Genomic DNA, 17,042 nt, shown 5'->3' with positions numbered 1-17,042 from the left:
GTGATGGACCACGCGATATCTGGGCGAATGCTGGCCAAACTGGTCCATACTGATCTTAGTTGATGCCGTTCGACTCACGACAGCGTCAAGCTGATTCGATCCTGACGCGTGGCTTGCAAGAATGAAATCGTGAATCATTCATCAGATGAAATTGACATAGAGCCATAGAAATTGATACGGTTTCACCGAGGAGCTGCCATCCCGCGCCTGTTAAGGCGGCGGGGTGCGCTTCAGCCCGGAGGGATCACGACATGATTGAAGTAATCATTGCCGACGACCACACGCTCATGCGAGAGGGATTGCGCCGTATCCTCGAGGACGCGCGAGATTTCGAGATTGTTGGTGAAGGCTGGGACGGCGCATCCACTCTCGCTCTCGTACGCTCGCGCGATGCAAAGGTTCTTGTGCTCGATCTGTCAATGCCGGGGCGCAGTGGAGTGGATCTCATCAAGCAGATCAAGGAAGAGAAGCCCGCCTTACGGCTACTCGTACTGACGATGCACGCCGAGCAGCAGTACGCCGTGCGCGCGTTCAAGGCGGGTGCCTCTGGCTATCTCACGAAGGAAAGCGCGAGCACGGAACTCGTGGGTGCGGTGAGGAAAGTTGCGACCGGCGGTGTCTACATCAGCATGAGGATGGCCGAGCATTTTGCGCAAAGCCTGAATGAACCTGCCGACGCCCTGCCACATCAGCGGCTGTCTGATCGCGAATTCGAAGTCTTCCGCCGCATCGCTGCTGGACAGACGATCAGCGAAATCGCGCAGTCTCTCTGCGTCAGCGCCAAGACCGTGAGCACCTACAAGATCCGTATTCTCGACAAAATGCAGCTTCCGCATGAGGCTGCCCTTGTCCGTTACGCACTAAACCACAAGCTTCTGGATGACGAGGACAATCCTTAAGGCTTGCGCCGCGCTGTTCTTCCACATGATTGTAGGAATCACCCTACAAACCTTCCTCCCTGCGTACGGCATTTTCAACCGCCGCTGATTTGTTTCCGGGACGGCGCCGCCGATACTGTCTGCAAGACGATCCGATCCGCCCAAACGACGTGTCCGGACTCCGGACTTCCCCAGCACCATTCCTTCGGGGCAGCAACCAGTGAGCGGGGGGCGACGCCTTATCTGACGATGCGGCCGAGGGCAACGCGGCCGGCACCAATTGCCAGGTTTGTGAAACAGCGTGCGTGCGCCGCACGCTGAACTGGAGAGAGTCATGTATGCCGAGCACGTGTACGATCCCTCGTTGCCCACGCCATCGCAGATGCGCTGGGTAACCGACGCTACGAACCCTGACGCTAACGCTGTGCCTCTCCCGGCCGTATCGCCCGGCCCCGTGCGCTCGCTGCGGTCCGTCGACATGCCGACGAACCTGACGGTCACTGAAATCCAGCAGCTTGACTCTATCGTCCTCACGACCCGTCATGTCCGGTGTGGCGAAAAGCTGTTTCGCGCGCGCGATGTTTTCCAGAGCCTGTATACCGTGCGCACCGGGTCGTTCAAGACTGTCGTCCTGCATCGGGACGGCCACGAGCAGGTCACGGGGTTCCAGATTCCCGGTGATTCGCTCGGACTCGGGGGCATCTGCGCCGGCATGCACAACTGCGATGCGATTGCACTCGAGGACAGCACGGTCTGCGTCATGCCTTTCAGCCAGCTCGAATCACTGTGCTCCAGAAGTCATCGCATGCAACGCTATCTCCACCAGTTGATGAGCAGGGAGATCGTACGCGAATCGAGCCTCATGATGCTGCTTGGCACGATGACGGCGGAGCAACGGCTCGCGTTCTTTCTGCTCGATCTCGCTGCGCGCTTCAGGGCGCGCGGTTACTCCGGCACCCACTTCAACCTGAAGATGAGCCGCGAGGAGATCGGATGCCTTCTCGGCATGAAGCTCGAAACCGTGAGCCGGATGTTTTCCCGTTTTCACAAGGAGGGCATGGTCGAGCCGAACGGCAAGGAAATCCGCATCATCGACGCGGAGCGTCTCTCACGGGTATGATCTCAGGCAGCCCGGACAAGCCTGCCCAGCAGTCTTGCAAGTCGGCTGCCGCATTCGACGCGCACCTGTCTCGCAGCGCCCATTGTGCAGTTCACAGGCGGACTCCGCGGCACCTTTTCCCGTTACCCCAGGTCAAGGGTGCCGCACCAGGCAACGCGAGGTTACTGCCCCTCGGGGCATGTCCGCCGGTCGAAGGAGACGATCCATGCCCCGCAAAAGACTTCCCCCTGCTTTCACCGCATCGCGCTCACCTGGCCGCCCGCGCGCGGGCGCATTCCGCCTGCGGTTCATCGCGGTGTCTGCGGTTTCGACGCATGCCGCAATCGCACTCGCAGCGCTTCCTGAACCAACTGAACTCATCGAGCAGCAGCACTGCATGTTTTGCCACACGGCCGATGCACCCGCGCCGTTTCTCGCGCCTTCGTTCCACCAGATCGCAGAACGCTACCGCGACAAGCCCAACGCTCATACGCAGCTCGAAGAAAAGCTCAGGCGCGGCGGCAAGGCACACTGGGGCGACCTGCCCATGCCTTTGCCGGTCGAGCGCGGCGCACCACTTTCGGCTGAGGACGCCCGTACACTCGTTAAGTGGGTACTGAGCCAGTAGACCGGAAACATCCAGAGGAGCGTCTTTGGCGTTCTGCATGACGCTTCATCCTGGGACTTCAGACGTTTTCACATTTCATTCAATGGCCGCGCCGCGCGTGGCCGTCTTTCCTGGCCGAACGGGGAGCGCCCGCGAGTTGCAGCGTGCGCTCGGCGGCTTCGAATACCACCCGGATCGCGACGAGAGGATCTTCGTCAGTACAGTGGACCACAGGTTTGAGCTCCTCCGGCGCCATGAAAAGATCCAGGCGCACACCGTACGCCGCGCGATTGTCCTCGCAATGCAATGATTCGATCGCAAGATGACAGGATTTCAGCAACCCGCCAAACGGCTCGAGACGCAACAGCTGAACAGCGGCCTCCGCTTCTATATTGGCAGAGCCCGAAAAGCCCAGATAGACAATCTGCATTCCAAGTCCCATTGCCTCCCCCGACCTGGTCATCCTTTTCCCCGGGCCCATCAACGCGACTGCGCTTCGCTCTGAACGTTGTTTGCATGCCCGCTCCTGAGGTCGATTCCCGAAAGATCATCAGGGGAATCTCCCGACACCGCGATCGCCCTGGTTGCGAGACCTTCTTTATTTTTCAGGCGCACGGCTCATCCGCTGCCGAGACCTGCGTGATTCTGATCTGGGTGTCGACATCCGTTCGGGCCAGCGACCTGATCAATTCGGCATTTTAGATTTCGGTCCGATCCTGTTCCTCACCCGTGCCGCCCGCAAGCCAAGTCGTCGACGATCAAATTCAGGATAGGGTTCGGAACGACCGGCCTTTTGACGCATATCAACTCAATGAATACGGCACGCAGGTGCGACCTGCAAGGTCGCTGATGATCTACAGCCCGATGCGGCATTTGGACCCGCACGGCTCCCCAGTACCACTTTCAGCGTTACGTCTTCTCGACGTCGATGATTCATTACATAGAGCACGCCAGAATGAATTCCGTCACCTTCGGCACGACTTCGGTGCGAAAGCGCTCGCCGTTGAAGACACCGTAATGGCCCACGCCCGGCTGCAGCCAGTGAGAACGCCGCGGTGCCGGGATGTTTGGACAGAGCTCGTGCGCAGCCTCTGTCTGTCCTACGCCCGAAATGTCGTCATGTTCTCCTTCGACCGTCATCAGGGCAACCCGGCGTATCCGGGAGGGGTCAACCGGATGCCCGCGGTGAGTCATCTCGCCTCTCGGTAGTGCATGACGAATGAAGACCGTATCACAGGTCTGCAGGTAAAACTCGGCGCTGAGATCCATTACGGCGAGGTATTCATCGTAAAATTCCCGATGCCTTTGAGCCGAATCGTGGTCGCCTGCAACAAGGTGCTGAAACAGTCTCTGATGCGCTTGCATGTGCCGGTCGAGATTCATGACCATGAATCCGTAAAGCTGAAGAAAACCTGGATAGACATCGCGCAAGAAGCCAGGATTTGGAAAGGGCACTTTCGTAATCACGTTACGTCGAAACCACTCTAGCCCACGCTGTTCCGCAAGTCTGTTCACGGAGGTAGGGTTAATGCGCGTGTCTATCGGGCCACCCATCAGGATCATGGAGCGAGGCACCGCCGGATCGCCGGCAGCCTCCATGAGAGCGACCGCGGCCAGGACGGGGACCGACGCTTGACATACGGCCATCAGGTGAACGTCGCCTTTCAGGACGTGCAACATTTCGATCAGGTAGTCGATGTAATCATCGAGGTCGAAATGTCCCGCGATAATGGGCACCAGACGTGCATCCACCCATTCCGTCACGAAGACATCATGGCTCGGCAAGAAGGCCTGGATCGTCCCGCGGATCAGGGTCGGGAAGTGACCCGACATCGGTGCGACGATCAGAAGACGAGGCTGTGGCCGCACAGGGTCGTCAAGCAAGCGCTCAAAATGAATGAGGCGGCAGAAGGGCCGCTCCCAGAGCGGCGTAATACCCACGGGCACAGTCTGACCGTCGATGACTGTCGACGTAATGTCCCATTCCGGTTTCCCGTAGTGGCGGGTGGCGCGCTCGACCAGTTCACAGGTAGCGGCAACCAGTTTGCCCGAAAAGGTAGCCGCGAACGGGTTGGCGGGATGCTGGAAAAGGAATTGGCCGGCGCCGGCTAACGCTCGTGCGGGACTAAGCGCCGCATGCGCCGTTTCGTAGAGCCAATAGGCGGGCAGCGCGCGTGTCAGACCGCGCTCGCCGAAGTGCCCCGGCCCACTGCAATATTCTCCAATGATCGGTGCGCAGTCCGCTGGGTTTGGCCGGGGCGCAGCTTTCCGTTCTCTGGTCATCAACTGTCTCCTGTACTCCCACGTTCGCCTCGACCGATTCAATGGATCGAACGGATCTGTTTGAACAGTAGGACTGCGGGAACATCGGCAGGTTGATGCAGATCATCGCCCGGCAGGCGCGGAGCGGCGGCGAATGGCAGAGGCCAGTCCGCGTGCCGCGCCATGGTCCGTTCTGTCTCGACCGCCACATGTCTGCGTATTCACGCGGTCCCGGCAGCGGCAAGTTACTGGAACGCACATGCGCTGGCCGCTCCAGACCATACATGCAAGGGCACTCAAGCTTGCACGCCTTGCGCAGTGTTCGAAGCGCGGTTGTGAGGCGCCCCTGGTGCCCCGACGCACGGCTCGGTCAGGTGAAGCGCGTACCGATCGGGCCTGTAATCCCGATTACCGCTACACGGTTCGCTGCATCGAGCATGGCGCTGCACCTTGATCCTCTCTCCCGCGCCCGACATGGACTAAGACGTGTACGGCGCGATGGCGCGCAAGCTTGCCGCAATGGTATGCATACCGAGCGTTTGCGGCGCGTTCCGCAACATCCGGAACAGATCGACCGGCCGGGCTATGCGGCGCGCCACCCGTAAGCGGCACTCACGTACGTCGGGCGCGTCACGGGCGTCAGGCAATCGCTTCGATGATCGCGTGAAAATCCTTTCGCGAGATCGCCGGCCACACCTCGGAGTGCGACCGCCCCAGCGTCCGCATCAATGCCGACACCCGCATCGCTGTTTCAATGTCGGGTGCCGAGAATACGTCCAGGAAATCGTACTGTCCGAGCATGGCGAAACTATGCTTCCACTCGATGCCCGGGCACGCGCCAGCGATCCGCTCAAGCGCGCGTTCCTCATTGGCCTCGGCGTTCACCCCGGAACGAAGTGCTTCGGCCGAAAGCCGCGTCATCAGAATGAAATCAGGCTTGATCATTCCTCAACTGAAAATGAGCCGCGAGTCGACTCTTTGCCGTCCCGGTGAAATGTGAGCGCGTGCTCTGCGGTCGCCTTCGCCCTGCTGCACGCGCTGACTGTGTCCAGCGCTGCACATCATCACGCCCCTATCGGCACTCTCATCCGCGTGCCGTCGCGGCAATTTGATACATGTCAATAATTGTCGGGCGACGCATCGCGGCCCACCCCCTTCGTCTTTGACCTGTCTCAAATTTTGCAATCGATTGAGGGATACCGTTACAAAGAAACGCTGCGAAAGCGCAGCTTGCGAGTACGGGGAACCGTTCATGCCGGAGACGCTCATGCCCAGTCCCACTTCACCCTCGCCTACACCTTCCAGCGCCCCGACGCCGCCGCAAGCGCTCGCGGGCGCCTGGATGGCGCTCGCGAATCTCCAGACGCAAGCGTATGCCGACTGGCTGGCGCTTTGTATGGAAACCTCGGCGCGCTGTGCACTCACACGCAGCGCGCCCGAATACATGGCAATCGGCAGCTTGATGCTGCCCTCCTGCCTTTCGCACGCGATGCATTACTGCAAGAGCGTGTCGGAGGTCGTCGTGCAGGCGGGCTTACCCGCTAGCGCATCGCCTGCCAGTGCGCAGCGCGATGTCGCCGGGCCCGATGGTGCGACGCAACGCGTCACCACCGGCGTGGGCCACGCGTAGGGACGCGCCCTGCACCCGCTTCAGGATGGAAGTCGCAGAGATGGACGTACAACCTGTCATCCGCAAGACCGCGGCCGACTTGCGGGTCGCACCGAATTTCGCCGACTACGAGGGCGAGCGCGGCCGCTTCTCGTGGGAAGCGGCCGCGCATGAACTGGGCGCGGAACCCGAAGGCGGCATCAATATCGCCTGGCAGGCAGTGGACCGCCACTGCACCGGGCCACTGCGCATGAAAACCGCCCTGCGCTTTCTCGCCCGCAACGCCCCGGCCAGGAATGTCAGCTATGCCGAACTCGAGGCGCTCACGAACCGGTTCTGCAACGTGTTGCGCAAGCTCGGCGTGTGCAAGGGCGACCGCCTTTTCATTCTGAGCGGACGCATTCCCGAGCTCTACGTCGCGCTGCTTGGCGCACTCAAGAACGGCACCGTCGTCTCGCCGCTCTTCTCCGCGTTCGGCCCCGAGCCCATTGCGACGCGCGTGAACCTCGGCGCGGGCACGGTGCTCGTGACGACCGACGAGCTCTTCGAGCGCAAGATCGCGCACTGTCTCGACCAGATGCCAGGCCTGAAGCACGTGCTGCTGGTGGCGGAAGACGGCGGCACGACCGCCATTCCCGGCACGCGCGACCTGGCCACGCTGATGGCGCATGCGCCCACCGTCTGCGCCTACGAAGCCACCTCGGCCGACGACCTCGCGCTCATGCATTTCACGAGCGGCACCACCGGCACGCCGAAGGGCGCGCTGCATGTGCACGGTGCCGCGCTCACGCACTGGGTGACCGGCCGCTACGCGCTCGACCTGCACCCCGATGACGTCTACTGGTGCACCGCCGACCCGGGCTGGGTGACGGGCACGTCGTACGGCGTCATCGCGCCATTGCTGCAGGGCGTCACTTCGGTGGTCGAGCGCGAAGAGTTCGACGCCGAGCGCTGGTACGGCATCCTGCAGGACGAGCGCGTTTCGGTCTGGTACACCGCGCCCACGGCGGTCCGCATGCTGATGCGCGCCGGTGCGCCGATCGCGAAGCGGTACGCATTCCCGCAGTTGCGCTTCGTTGCGAGCGTCGGCGAGCCGCTGAACCCCGAGGCCGTCTGTTGGGGCAAGGAGGTGCTGGGCCTGCCGATTCACGACAACTGGTGGCAGACCGAAACCGGCGGGATCATGATCGCGAACACGCCGGCGTTCGACATCAAGCCAGGCTCGATGGGCCGGCCGCTGCCGGGGGTCGATGCCGCGATTGTCGAGCATGTGGAGGGCGGTGGCATGCGGTTGGTCGAAACGCCCGATACCCAGGGCGAACTGGCGCTCAGGCGCGGCTGGCCGGCCATGTTCCGCGGCTACCTGAACAACGAAGCGCGCTACCTGAAGAGCTTCGCCGGCGACTGGTACCTGAGCGGTGATCTCGCGCGGCGCGACGCCGACGGCTACTACTGGTTCATCGGCCGGGCCGACGATGTGATCAAGTCGGCCGGTCATCTGATCGGGCCGTTCGAAGTCGAAAGCGCGCTGATGGAGCATCCCGCTGTCGCGGAGGTCGGCATCATCGGCAAGCCAGACCCGGTGGTCGGCGAGACGGTCAAGGCATTCGTCGCCCTGAATCACGGCTACGAGGCAGGCGAAGCACTACGCATGGAATTGCTCGGCTACGCGCGTAAGCGTCTTGGCGCGGCGGTCGCGCCCAAGGAGCTGGAGTTCGTCGCGCAACTACCGCATACGCGCAGCGGCAAGATCATGCGCCGCTTGCTGAAGGCGCGTGAACTAGGACTCGCCGAAGGCGACACGTCAACTTTGGAGTCCGGATCATGACTGCCGTTGATCACCCCGCTCCCGCGCCTCCCACCGGACCGGTCCCCTACGACAAGGCGCGCTCGCTCGCGCTGCTGCGCGGCATGCTGCGGGTGCGCCGGCTCGAGGAGAAGTGCGCGGAGCTTTACGGCGCAGGCAAGATCCGCGGCTTTCTGCACCTGTACATCGGCGAAGAGGCGACCGGCGTGGGCACGATTCACGCGCTCGACGCCGACGACAATATCGTCGCCACGTACCGCGAGCACGCGCATGCGCTCCTGCGCGGCATGGACATGGGTGTGCTGATGGCCGAGATGTACGGCAAGATCGAAGGCTGTGCGCGTGGTCGCGGCGGCTCGATGCATCTGTTCGACCGCAAGACGCGCCTCTTCGGCGGCAACGCCATAGTCGGCGGCGGCCTGCCGCTCGCGGTGGGCCTTGCGCTCGCCGACACGATGCAGCACGCACAACGTATCACCGCGTGCTTTTTCGGCGACGGCGCGGTTGCTGAAGGCGTGTTCCACGAGTCGATGAACCTCGCGGCGCTCTGGAAACTGCCGGTGCTGTTCTGCTGCGAGAACAATCTGTACGCGATGGGCACCGCACTCGAGCGCTACCAGTCGCAAACCGATCTCTGTGCTAAAGCCGCCTCATACCGCATCGAAACGCGGCGCGCGGACGGCATGGACATCGTGGCCGTGTGCGAAGCAACGGCGCAAGCGGCAGCGTACGTGCGCAGCGCGCATCAACCGCTGTTTCTCGAATTGCAGACCTATCGCTTCCGCGCGCACTCGATGTATGACGCCGAACGCTATCGCGACAAGGCGGAAGTCGAGCAATGGAAAGCGCGCGGACCGATCCACACGTTCACCGAACGACTCAAGGACGAAGGCAAGCTCAGCGAAGCGGAATTCCAGGCGCTCGACGCCGAAGTTGAAGCCGAAGTCGCGCGAGCAGTCGGGTTTGCCGAGGCTGGCGCCTGGGAGCCAGTCGAGGACTTGACGAAGTACGTCTATACACAAACGGGAGACGCACCGTGACGCGCCGCCTCAGCTACCGCGAGGCATTGCGCGAGGCATTGCGCGAAGCCTTAGCCCAGGATGCCCGGGTCTTTCTCATGGGAGAAGACGTGGGTCGCTATGGCGGAAGCTATGCAGTTTCTGCCGGACTGCTCGAGACGTTCGGTCCCGAACGTATTCGCGACACACCACTCTCCGAACTGGCATTTACGGGCGCGGGTATCGGCGCCGCGCTCGGCGGCATGCGTCCCATTGTCGAAATCATGACCGTGAATTTCAGCCTGCTGGCGCTCGACCAGATCGTCAATACCGCCGCGCTCTATCACCATATGTCGGGCGGTCAGTTCTCGGTGCCTCTCGTCGTGCGCATGGCCACCGGCGCCGGCCGCCAGGTCGCGGCGCAGCATTCGCACAGCTTCGAGGGCTGGTACGCGGGGATTCCCGGCATCAAGGCACTCGCGCCCGCCACTGTCGAAGATGCACGCTACATGCTCGCGGCGGCGCTTGCTGATCCCGATCCGGTGCTGATCTTCGAGCACGCAGGGCTCTACAACATGGAGGACGAGTTGCCCGAGGTGACGGGCGTCGACATCCGCAATGCGAAAGTACGGCGGGTGGGTAGCGACGTGGCGATCTTTGCCTATGGTGGATGTCTGCACAAGGCGCTGGACGCCGCGGACCAGTTGGCAAAGGACGGCGTGAGCGCCGAGGTGGTGGACCTGCGCGTGCTGCGGCCGCTCGACGATGCATCCATTATGGCGTCGGTGACGAAATGCCGGCGCGCGGTGATCGTCGACGAATGCTGGCGCAGTGCGAGCGTGGCCTCGGAGATAGCAACGCGCATTGTCGAACAGGCGTTCTACGAGCTTGACGCGCCCGTTGCGCGCGTATGCGCCGAGGATGTGCCAATCCCGTACGCGCGCCACATGGAAGAAGCCGCCCTGCCCCAGGCCACGACGATTGCCGACACCGCGCGCAGGCTGGTGTCGTGATGGCCGCGGCGCACCGGGAGCACGACGCATGATCGAATTCAAACTGCCTTCCATGGGTGCCGACATGGACGAGGGCACGCTCCTCGAATGGAAGGTCAAGCCGGGCGACGCCGTGAAGAAGGGCCAGGTGGTGGCGATCGTCGACACGAGCAAGGCAGCCGTCGATATCGAGAGCTGGCAGGAAGGCACCATCGATGAGCTGATGCTCGAACCGGGCGAAAAGGTTCCGGTCGGCACGACCATTGCAACGCTGCTGGAGCGAGGCGAAGCGCCACCTGTCACACGCGCACCGCGCAGGACGCCGCATGAGGCGCGCGCGCCGGGCATGCAAGCCACGCCTCGCGGTGCGCTCGCTGGTGTGCCCGGTGGCGCACCCACCACGCGCCGCAAGGTCTCGCCCGCCGCGCGCAGGCGTGCACAGCAACTGAAGATTGAACTCGATGCGGTGACGGCCACCGGCCCCGATGGTGCGGTGCAGCTCGAAGACGTCGAGCAGATGGCCACCACGCCCGCTGGCGCCTCGCCGGCAGGAACGGGCGACCGGCTCGCCGCGATGCGCCATACGATCGCCGCTGCGATGGAGCGTTCGAAGCGGGAAATTCCGCACTACTATGTGTCGGAGACCATCCCCCTCGGGCTCATGCTGGCGTGGCTCACCGCGGAAAACGCCAGGCATTCGATCGAGGACCGGCTATTGCCCGCCGTGCCGCTGATCAAGGCCGTTGCGCTCACGTTAAGGCGCTTCCAGGATCTCAACGGCTTCTATCGCGACGGCGAATTCCATGCCGCGCCGCGCATCCACGTTGGCGTCGCGATCTCGTTGCGTCAAGGCGGACTCGTGGCCCCTGCGCTGCTCGACGCAGACACGAAGCCGCTCGCACAATTGATGCGCGAGCTGGTCGACCTGACGAGCCGGTGCCGCGCAGGCTCGTTACGGAGCTCCGAGCTGTCTGAACCCACCATCACGCTGACAAGCCTCGGCGACCAGGGCAGCAGCGAGGTGCTCGGCGTCATTTATCCGCCGCAGGTCGCGCTCGTCGGTTTCGGGCGCATCGCTGAGCGGCCATGGGCAGAGAACGGCGGACTCAAGGTCATGTCCGCCATCACCGCGAGCCTCTCGGCCGATCATCGCGTAACCGACGGTCACCGCGGCGCGCGCTTCCTCGTCGAGCTGAGCGAGACGTTGCAGCATCCCCAGGAGCTGGATTCATGAGTGAAACCGACATTCGCGTGGTCGTGCTGGCCACGCTCAAATCCATCGCGCCCGAAGTCGAGGAGGCGACGTTGCGCGCCGATCGGCCGCTTCGTCGCCAGGTTGACCTCGATTCGATCGACTGGCTCCACTTCCTCACGCAGTTGCACGAGAAGCTGAAGGTCGAAATTCCCGAGGCCGACTATGCGCGGTTGGTGACGCTCGATGACCTGGTCACGTATCTCGCACGAGCACGCAAACCTTCGTAGAGGCTTTCGACACCTACCGCACGGCCCCTTAGGTTGAGTTATCGATTGCGAACGCAGTTATTCCCATACCTCGTTGACGTATCTTTCAAATGAAATACAAGGACTATTACGCGATCCTGGGCGTGGAGCGTACGGCGGCTCAGGAGGACATCAAGCGCGCATATCGAAAGCTCGCGCGCAAATACCATCCGGACGTCAGCAAGCACACGGACGCGGAGGATCGCTTCAAGGAATTGGGCGAGGCCTATGAGGTGCTCAAGGATCCAGAAAAGCGCGCCGCCTATGACCGCATGGGCGCTCATTGGCGCAGCGGAGAGGAATTCCAGCCTCCCCCCAACTGGGACGAAGGCTTCGAATTCAGCGGCGCGGGCGAGGATGCCGCCACTCATGCCAACCTCAACGAGTTTTTCGAAGCGATGTTTGGCGGTGCGCGAGCAGCGCATGCCCGGCACGGGCCCTCGCACGCGACGGGACAGGATCACCACGCGAAGGTGCTCATCGATCTCGAGGATGCCTATCACGGAGCAAAGCGCACGATTTCGCTGCAATTGCCGGTCATTGATGCGCACGGCCATGTCTCGGTGCAATCACGTACCTTGAACGTTTCCATTCCGCAAGGCGTGCGGGCCGGCCAGCATCTGCGGCTTGCCGGCCAAGGAGGAACCGGCGTAGGGGGAGGCCCCGCAGGGGACCTCTACCTGGAAATTGCGTTTCGCGAGCATCCGCGCTTTCGCGTCGATGGAGCCGATGTCTCGCTCGAGTTGCCGGTGGCGCCGTGGGAAGCGGCACTTGGCGCGCACGTGACGGTGCCAACGCCCGATGGCTGGGTCGAAATGACCGTGCCCAAAGGCTCGGCAGGTGGCACGCGCTTGCGGCTCAGGGGCAAGGGAATTCCCGGGAACCCACCCGGGGATGTGTATGTGATCTTGAACATCGTGTTGCCCCCGGCCGACAGCGAGCCGGCCAAAACGGCCTACGAGACGATGCGGCAAGCGTTCAACTTCGACCCGCGTGCGCGGTTTTATGGGTAGTTCAACATGAAAGAATCTGAGACGACCTATCTGGCAGGTCAGATAGTCGATGCAAACGTCGAGTTCACGCTCGTCGAGCTGAGTCGGGTCAGCGGCGCATCGGAAGAGGAAATCACGCTTTGGGTTGCTGAGGGCGTCTTCGAGCCGAAGGGCACCGTTCCGCAGGAATGGCGGTTCAGCGGCGCCTCTTTGCGGCGCGCGCGTGCCGCTTTCCGGCTGGCTCGCGACCTTCAGATCAACGCATCGGGCATCGCGCTCGCGCTCGATCTACTCGACGAAATCGAGGCGCTGAAGGCACGCTCCAAACGTTCGCGTGGCTACTGAACGTCCAGTACGCATTGGACCAGACCAGGAACGATCCTATGTCCTGCCTGTCGAGTGTCCGCTTTGCATGTGCATTCTCGAGCATTCGCATCAGGAAACCAGCGTGGTCCCGCTTTGCACCTCGGTGCTGCCGTAGACCGGCGACCACCACTTGTCGGCTGCGCTGCTGTACCGCGAGCCGTCGAACATGGCGGTATTCCCGACGTCCCGGGGGTGCTCCTCTGGCTGACAGTGATCTGCCTGCCGTCCCGCTGCAGCTTTAGGTCGTCGAAAACCGTCGACGGTTCGTCGAGCATGCGGGGCGGTGCGCGGGAATGATCCACATCAATCCTGGCCTCTCGGATCCGCCTGACACTGGATTGGCTAGTTGCACGGTAGTCGTGAAACAGGGCCGGCGCGACGCGTTTCCGGAACGCCTGTTTTTGCTGTTTCGCTTTTGGCGGCCGATGCGCGGACACGCCGGCCGGAAGCGGGCGAGCGAGGCATTTGCAGTCCATGATCTGCCGCAACCGGAAAGATCAGCGGATACCGGTTCCGCCGACCTTTAAAGCCCACCAACCGGCAGGAAAACCCGTCGAATGAGCCTCGTTCTCCCCAAACTCTCGGTGTACCTGGCGGAGGACTCGGCGCTGGTGCTGCGGCGACTGGTGGCCCTCCTCGAATCGCCAGGGCTGGCAAGGGTCGTCGGTGTTTCTGATGACGCCACGGTCGCCTTCGATGAAATTCTCAGGCTCCGTCCAGACGTGGTGGTGGCCGATCTGCACCTGCGCGTCGGAAACGGGCTGGAACTCATTGGCAGACTGAACAGCACCCGTTGCACGGCGACGAAGATCATGTTGACCAATCATGCTGCGTCGACGGCTCGCCGCGCTGCCCGCATCGCTGGAGCCGATTTCTTTTTTGACAAGACGACCGAATTCAGTCAAGCGGTCAGCGAAATCGGGAAACTTGCGGGCAAACGGAGCGCGTACGCCAGGTCGCACTGAGGCTGAGCGGTCCGGCAGCCGTCACAACGCGCACCTAGTCCTGCAGCGTGACTCGCGATAGCGGCACTCTTGCTGCGACCGTGACACCGTTACCGGGGACGCTCTCAATGGACAGGTCTCCGCCCAGTTGCGCGATGCGCTCGCGCATGCTGCGCACCCCGAAAGCGTCCGGTCGCAGCTTCCATCCTCCTGGAAAGCCGACGCCATCGTCATGGATACGCAGATTGCAGTCCTCTCCGTTTCGGGACAGTATGATTTCAACCTGTGTCGCCCTCGCATGCCGTGCGACGTTTGTCAGCGCTTCCTGCGCCACCCGATAAAGTGAAATGGTAGCGAGCTCATTGAATTGCAAACTGCCAGCCTCAATCTCGCACCGTGCAGGTACGCCGTACTGCTTCTCGAAGCGTTCGGCCATCCAGTCCAGCGCGGCCTCCAGTCCGAAGTCATCCAGGACGGGCGGCCGAAGGTCGGCCGCGATCCGCCGCATCGACGTAGCCATTGCGTCGAGCTCGCCGGCAACTTCGCGAAACGCACCAAAGTGCCCGTGAAGGGCCTTGGGAACGTGTTCGAGCACGTCCGCCTCAAGCAGGGCGAGCGACATTTTCAGTGCGGAGATCCGCTGACCGAGATCATCATGCAGCTCGCGGGCAATTCGCTTTTTTTCGCTCTCCTGCGCCTGCTGGACCAGTGCCGCATCGGCAGCGATCCGTTCCAGCTCATCAAGGCGGCGTTTTTCCGTCAGGTCGCGCGTAATCTTCGCAAAACCGATCAGTGCTCCCTGCTCATCGCGAATGGCCGTGATGACCACGTTGGCCCAGAACCGGCTGCCGTCCTTGCGTACACGCCACCCTTCGTCTTCCACCCGTCCACGAGCCTTCGCGGCAGCCAGCAGGCGCGTGGGTTTTCCGGCTGCGGTGTCCTCATCGGTGTAAAAGATGGAAAAGTGTCGGCCAACGATTTCGTCTGCAGAATAACCCTTCTCCCGTTTGGCGCCAGGATTCCAGCTTGTTACGTTACCCGAACGGTCGAGCATGAAAATTGCGTAATCGCACACCGCATCGACCAGCAACCGATACCGGTGATCAATGCCGACCTCGCTGAGGTTGGCAAAATCGTCGGGCGGGAAAATGCCGGGTGCCATTGCCGCCTCCTGGACAGTTGACTGGACCTTGGCTCTTGTGAATCATCAGTCGAATGAGATTGAGCACTTCGGTGGCCAGGTCGGCAAATGGGCGAGACGCCCGGAGACCAGCAAAAGTTACAGCTACACCGCGGCCTGACAGGAAAAAATCTCATTTTTGATGGTAGAAGGAATACGTGAAAAGAAAAAGTCGAGGACGACCCGAGCTTCGCGATGAAGGCGCGGCGAAAGCTCATGAGGCGCAATCCGGCCGGTGAAAGAAGGCACGGGGGTCGATGCAACCATTGCTGCAAGCCAGACCATCCGGTAGCCACGCACCAAAACATTCCCGTTCGCGCCCGCCTTTTTGCCGGCCCCCATGCGTTGCTTTAAGCGATCACTTGGGGATCGCGAGAGGCGTGCGTCTTTTCAGCCCGGCCCCAAGACAAAGCGCAGTGCGAAATACCGCTGCCGAACGCTCGCAGTGCCACACAACTAGATGCATGACCGCCCCCGGAAGCTACCGCAGAGGCCGTGCTGTCGAACGGAGTTCCGGGTCGATTAGAGGCGCACGGGCTCTGACGGGTAGCCGGACTGCCACGAGAATCGCCAGGCGGCGCTCAGGTGTTGATCCAGATGCGCGCCTGCTCCAACTCGTTGACATGGAACGCCTTGACTTCCGCCTTCGTAAAGAAGCGCGCCAGATGCATCGAAGCGCGGATCCAACCCGCATCGGCCACCACGGCGGCGCGCGTAACCTTGCGAGCCACAGAAACGCCAAGCGTTATATCGGTCCACAACGCCTTCGGCTCGATACCCGTGAAATGCTCGATGCGTTCGAGCACGCGGGTCTTGCCATTCAGTTCGAGATCGCCACGCAGATGCTCAATGGCTTCGCGCAGATCGTGGTCGGTGATCTTTCCTTCGACGGAAATTTCGACGACCGGAGAATCGGGCTCGGTGTGATACAGGATCATGGCAAGACCACCTTACCAGGGAGACGTTACACGCTCAGGCGCGAATGAGCCTGGCACTCGATAACGCCCTCATCCTACCTCTTTTCACACGGCTCGGTTCGCCTGGTAGAACGCCCAGACAACCGATCTGGTCGCCACGCTGGCTCGTTACATCGGCGAAACGCTCGCGCAGGGCAACGATCTGACTGTCCGTTCGTGCCTTATTCCCGTGGATGGCATCGCAGTCCCGCAATACTGGCATTCACGCAGAATACGACTGTTGTCCCTCTGTAATCCGCCGTTGACAGCGTGTACAGGCTAGCGTCCGCCCTCTTGTCACTCCTGCGACACGACCGGGTATTGCCGAAGCGCTTGCGCGCCCGCCCCAGAAGTTGTCTCCAACCATCATGCCTCACGCGCATGCGAATGGACGAACGGCCAGCTGAACCGCTTACGCATCGGCATTCCAGCAGAAGTGTGCATTGGCTGTCCGGTAGCTGTCGCGCTCTGCGACGATGTCGCGAAATGCTGCTGAAGTTGGGTAATGTAGTCAGAAGGGCCGTGCGCGTTCGAACCAGCTTTCGACATCATGTCGCCTCCGTGTTCGAGGTGAATTCGAGACCCGACTGCCGGGACAGCGATGTGGCATGTCTAGCAATTGGCATTGTCAGGTTGTTGGGCCAGTCGCGTAAGATGCCCTGACGAAGAACGCAAAATCGCTTTACCACGGTCGTCCGCCGGTTCCCGACAGCAGCGATCAGCCACTCCGTTCGCTACCATTTTCGGTTCCGGTCACGCCTGCCTTTATGGCCATCGGGGATGGGTCTGGTCTATGTCCCGCTACTGGTCTGTCCTGCGCGTCCCTCTGGTTCCCGGGTTCGCGTATCCCAC

General features: G+C 62.0%; 18 protein-coding genes. 12 read left to right on the top strand and 6 right to left on the bottom strand.

From position 1 onward, the window contains the following. The first annotated feature begins 251 nt into the window (after positions 1-251). From U5A52_RS31415 to U5A52_RS31405, 3 genes are all read left to right on the top strand, one after another. Positions 252-899 (top strand): response regulator transcription factor, encoded by a 648-nt coding sequence (locus U5A52_RS31415; RefSeq protein WP_321937685.1) that lies wholly within the window; start codon positions 252-254, stop codon positions 897-899. 313 nt (positions 900-1,212) lie between these two features. Further along, a complete protein-coding gene (locus tag U5A52_RS31410; RefSeq protein WP_321937683.1) occupies positions 1,213-1,998 on the top strand; it encodes a helix-turn-helix domain-containing protein in 786 nt (261 codons plus the stop codon). A 205-nt stretch (positions 1,999-2,203) separates the two neighbouring features. Beyond that, positions 2,204-2,605, top strand: a complete 402-nt coding sequence (locus U5A52_RS31405) for a cytochrome C (protein ID WP_321937682.1) — start codon at positions 2,204-2,206, stop codon at positions 2,603-2,605. Positions 2,606-2,684: 79 nt separating this feature from the next. On the opposite strand, the gene U5A52_RS31400 is transcribed toward U5A52_RS31405, so the two are convergent. The 3 genes from U5A52_RS31400 to U5A52_RS31390 all read right to left on the bottom strand — a co-directional run bounded on the left by U5A52_RS31400 (position 2,685) and on the right by U5A52_RS31390 (position 5,791). Continuing rightward, entirely contained in the window at positions 2,685-3,014 is a 330-nt protein-coding gene (locus U5A52_RS31400; RefSeq protein WP_321937679.1) for a hypothetical protein, read from the bottom strand. Between the two features lie 506 nt (positions 3,015-3,520). Continuing rightward, positions 3,521-4,867: a polyhydroxyalkanoate depolymerase gene (locus U5A52_RS31395; protein ID WP_321937677.1), complete on the bottom strand. Its 1,347-nt coding sequence runs from the start codon at positions 4,865-4,867 to the stop codon at positions 3,521-3,523. A gap of 618 nt (positions 4,868-5,485) precedes the next feature. Next, complete coding sequence (locus tag U5A52_RS31390; RefSeq protein WP_321937675.1) at positions 5,486-5,791, bottom strand: GYD domain-containing protein; 306 nt, start codon at positions 5,789-5,791, stop codon at positions 5,486-5,488. Positions 5,792-6,113: 322 nt separating this feature from the next. On the opposite strand from U5A52_RS31390, the gene U5A52_RS31385 reads away from it, so the two are divergent. The 9 genes from U5A52_RS31385 to U5A52_RS31345 all read left to right on the top strand — a co-directional run bounded on the left by U5A52_RS31385 (position 6,114) and on the right by U5A52_RS31345 (position 14,075). After that, the gene (locus U5A52_RS31385) at positions 6,114-6,476 is read left to right on the top strand and encodes a hypothetical protein (protein ID WP_321937673.1); all 363 of its coding nucleotides are present in this window, start codon (positions 6,114-6,116) and stop codon (positions 6,474-6,476) included. Positions 6,477-6,516: 40 nt separating this feature from the next. Next, positions 6,517-8,283: an acetate--CoA ligase gene (acsA, locus tag U5A52_RS31380; protein ID WP_321937672.1), complete on the top strand. Its 1,767-nt coding sequence runs from the start codon at positions 6,517-6,519 to the stop codon at positions 8,281-8,283. Next, positions 8,280-9,302: a pyruvate dehydrogenase (acetyl-transferring) E1 component subunit alpha gene (gene pdhA, locus U5A52_RS31375; RefSeq protein ID WP_321937671.1), complete on the top strand. Its 1,023-nt coding sequence runs from the start codon at positions 8,280-8,282 to the stop codon at positions 9,300-9,302. The genes acsA and pdhA overlap by 4 nt, the downstream gene beginning before the upstream one ends. Then, positions 9,299-10,273 carry a pyruvate dehydrogenase complex E1 component subunit beta gene (locus tag U5A52_RS31370; protein WP_321937669.1) on the top strand — a complete coding sequence of 325 codons (975 nt, stop codon included), beginning with the start codon at positions 9,299-9,301 and terminating at the stop codon, positions 10,271-10,273. Before pdhA ends, U5A52_RS31370 begins: the two co-directional genes overlap by 4 nt. A 28-nt stretch (positions 10,274-10,301) precedes the next feature. Further along, on the top strand, positions 10,302-11,486 hold the full coding sequence (locus tag U5A52_RS31365) for a dihydrolipoamide acetyltransferase family protein (protein WP_321937667.1): 1,185 nt from the start codon (positions 10,302-10,304) through the stop codon (positions 11,484-11,486). Next, the gene (locus U5A52_RS31360; RefSeq protein ID WP_321937665.1) at positions 11,483-11,734 is read left to right on the top strand and encodes an acyl carrier protein; all 252 of its coding nucleotides are present in this window, start codon (positions 11,483-11,485) and stop codon (positions 11,732-11,734) included. Before U5A52_RS31365 ends, U5A52_RS31360 begins: the two co-directional genes overlap by 4 nt. Positions 11,735-11,823: 89 nt before the next feature. Beyond that, a complete protein-coding gene (locus tag U5A52_RS31355) occupies positions 11,824-12,765 on the top strand; it encodes a DnaJ C-terminal domain-containing protein (protein WP_321937662.1) in 942 nt (313 codons plus the stop codon). Positions 12,766-12,771: 6 nt separating this feature from the next. Beyond that, positions 12,772-13,089, top strand: coding sequence for a chaperone modulator CbpM (locus U5A52_RS31350; protein WP_321937660.1), 318 nt, complete (start codon positions 12,772-12,774; stop codon positions 13,087-13,089). Positions 13,090-13,667: 578 nt separating this feature from the next. Continuing rightward, positions 13,668-14,075 carry a response regulator gene (locus U5A52_RS31345; RefSeq protein ID WP_321937658.1) on the top strand — a complete coding sequence of 136 codons (408 nt, stop codon included), beginning with the start codon at positions 13,668-13,670 and terminating at the stop codon, positions 14,073-14,075. Positions 14,076-14,109: 34 nt separating this feature from the next. Here the strand turns inward: U5A52_RS31345 and U5A52_RS31340 are convergent, their stop codons facing one another. The 3 genes from U5A52_RS31340 to U5A52_RS31330 form a co-directional block, all read right to left on the bottom strand. Continuing rightward, positions 14,110-15,216, bottom strand: coding sequence for a PAS domain-containing sensor histidine kinase (locus U5A52_RS31340; RefSeq protein WP_321937656.1), 1,107 nt, complete (start codon positions 15,214-15,216; stop codon positions 14,110-14,112). 123 nt (positions 15,217-15,339) lie between these two features. Beyond that, positions 15,340-15,576 (bottom strand): hypothetical protein, encoded by a 237-nt coding sequence (locus U5A52_RS31335; protein WP_321937654.1) that lies wholly within the window; start codon positions 15,574-15,576, stop codon positions 15,340-15,342. Between the two features lie 239 nt (positions 15,577-15,815). Beyond that, complete coding sequence (locus tag U5A52_RS31330) at positions 15,816-16,172, bottom strand: STAS/SEC14 domain-containing protein (RefSeq protein ID WP_321937653.1); 357 nt, start codon at positions 16,170-16,172, stop codon at positions 15,816-15,818. Positions 16,173-17,042 lie beyond the last annotated feature (870 nt).

Source organism: Paraburkholderia sp. J8-2 (assembly GCF_905220195.1).
In the GTDB taxonomy this organism is placed as follows: Bacteria; Pseudomonadota; Gammaproteobacteria; order Burkholderiales; family Burkholderiaceae; genus Paraburkholderia.
This window is presented reverse-complemented; position numbering and strand designations above follow the sequence as displayed.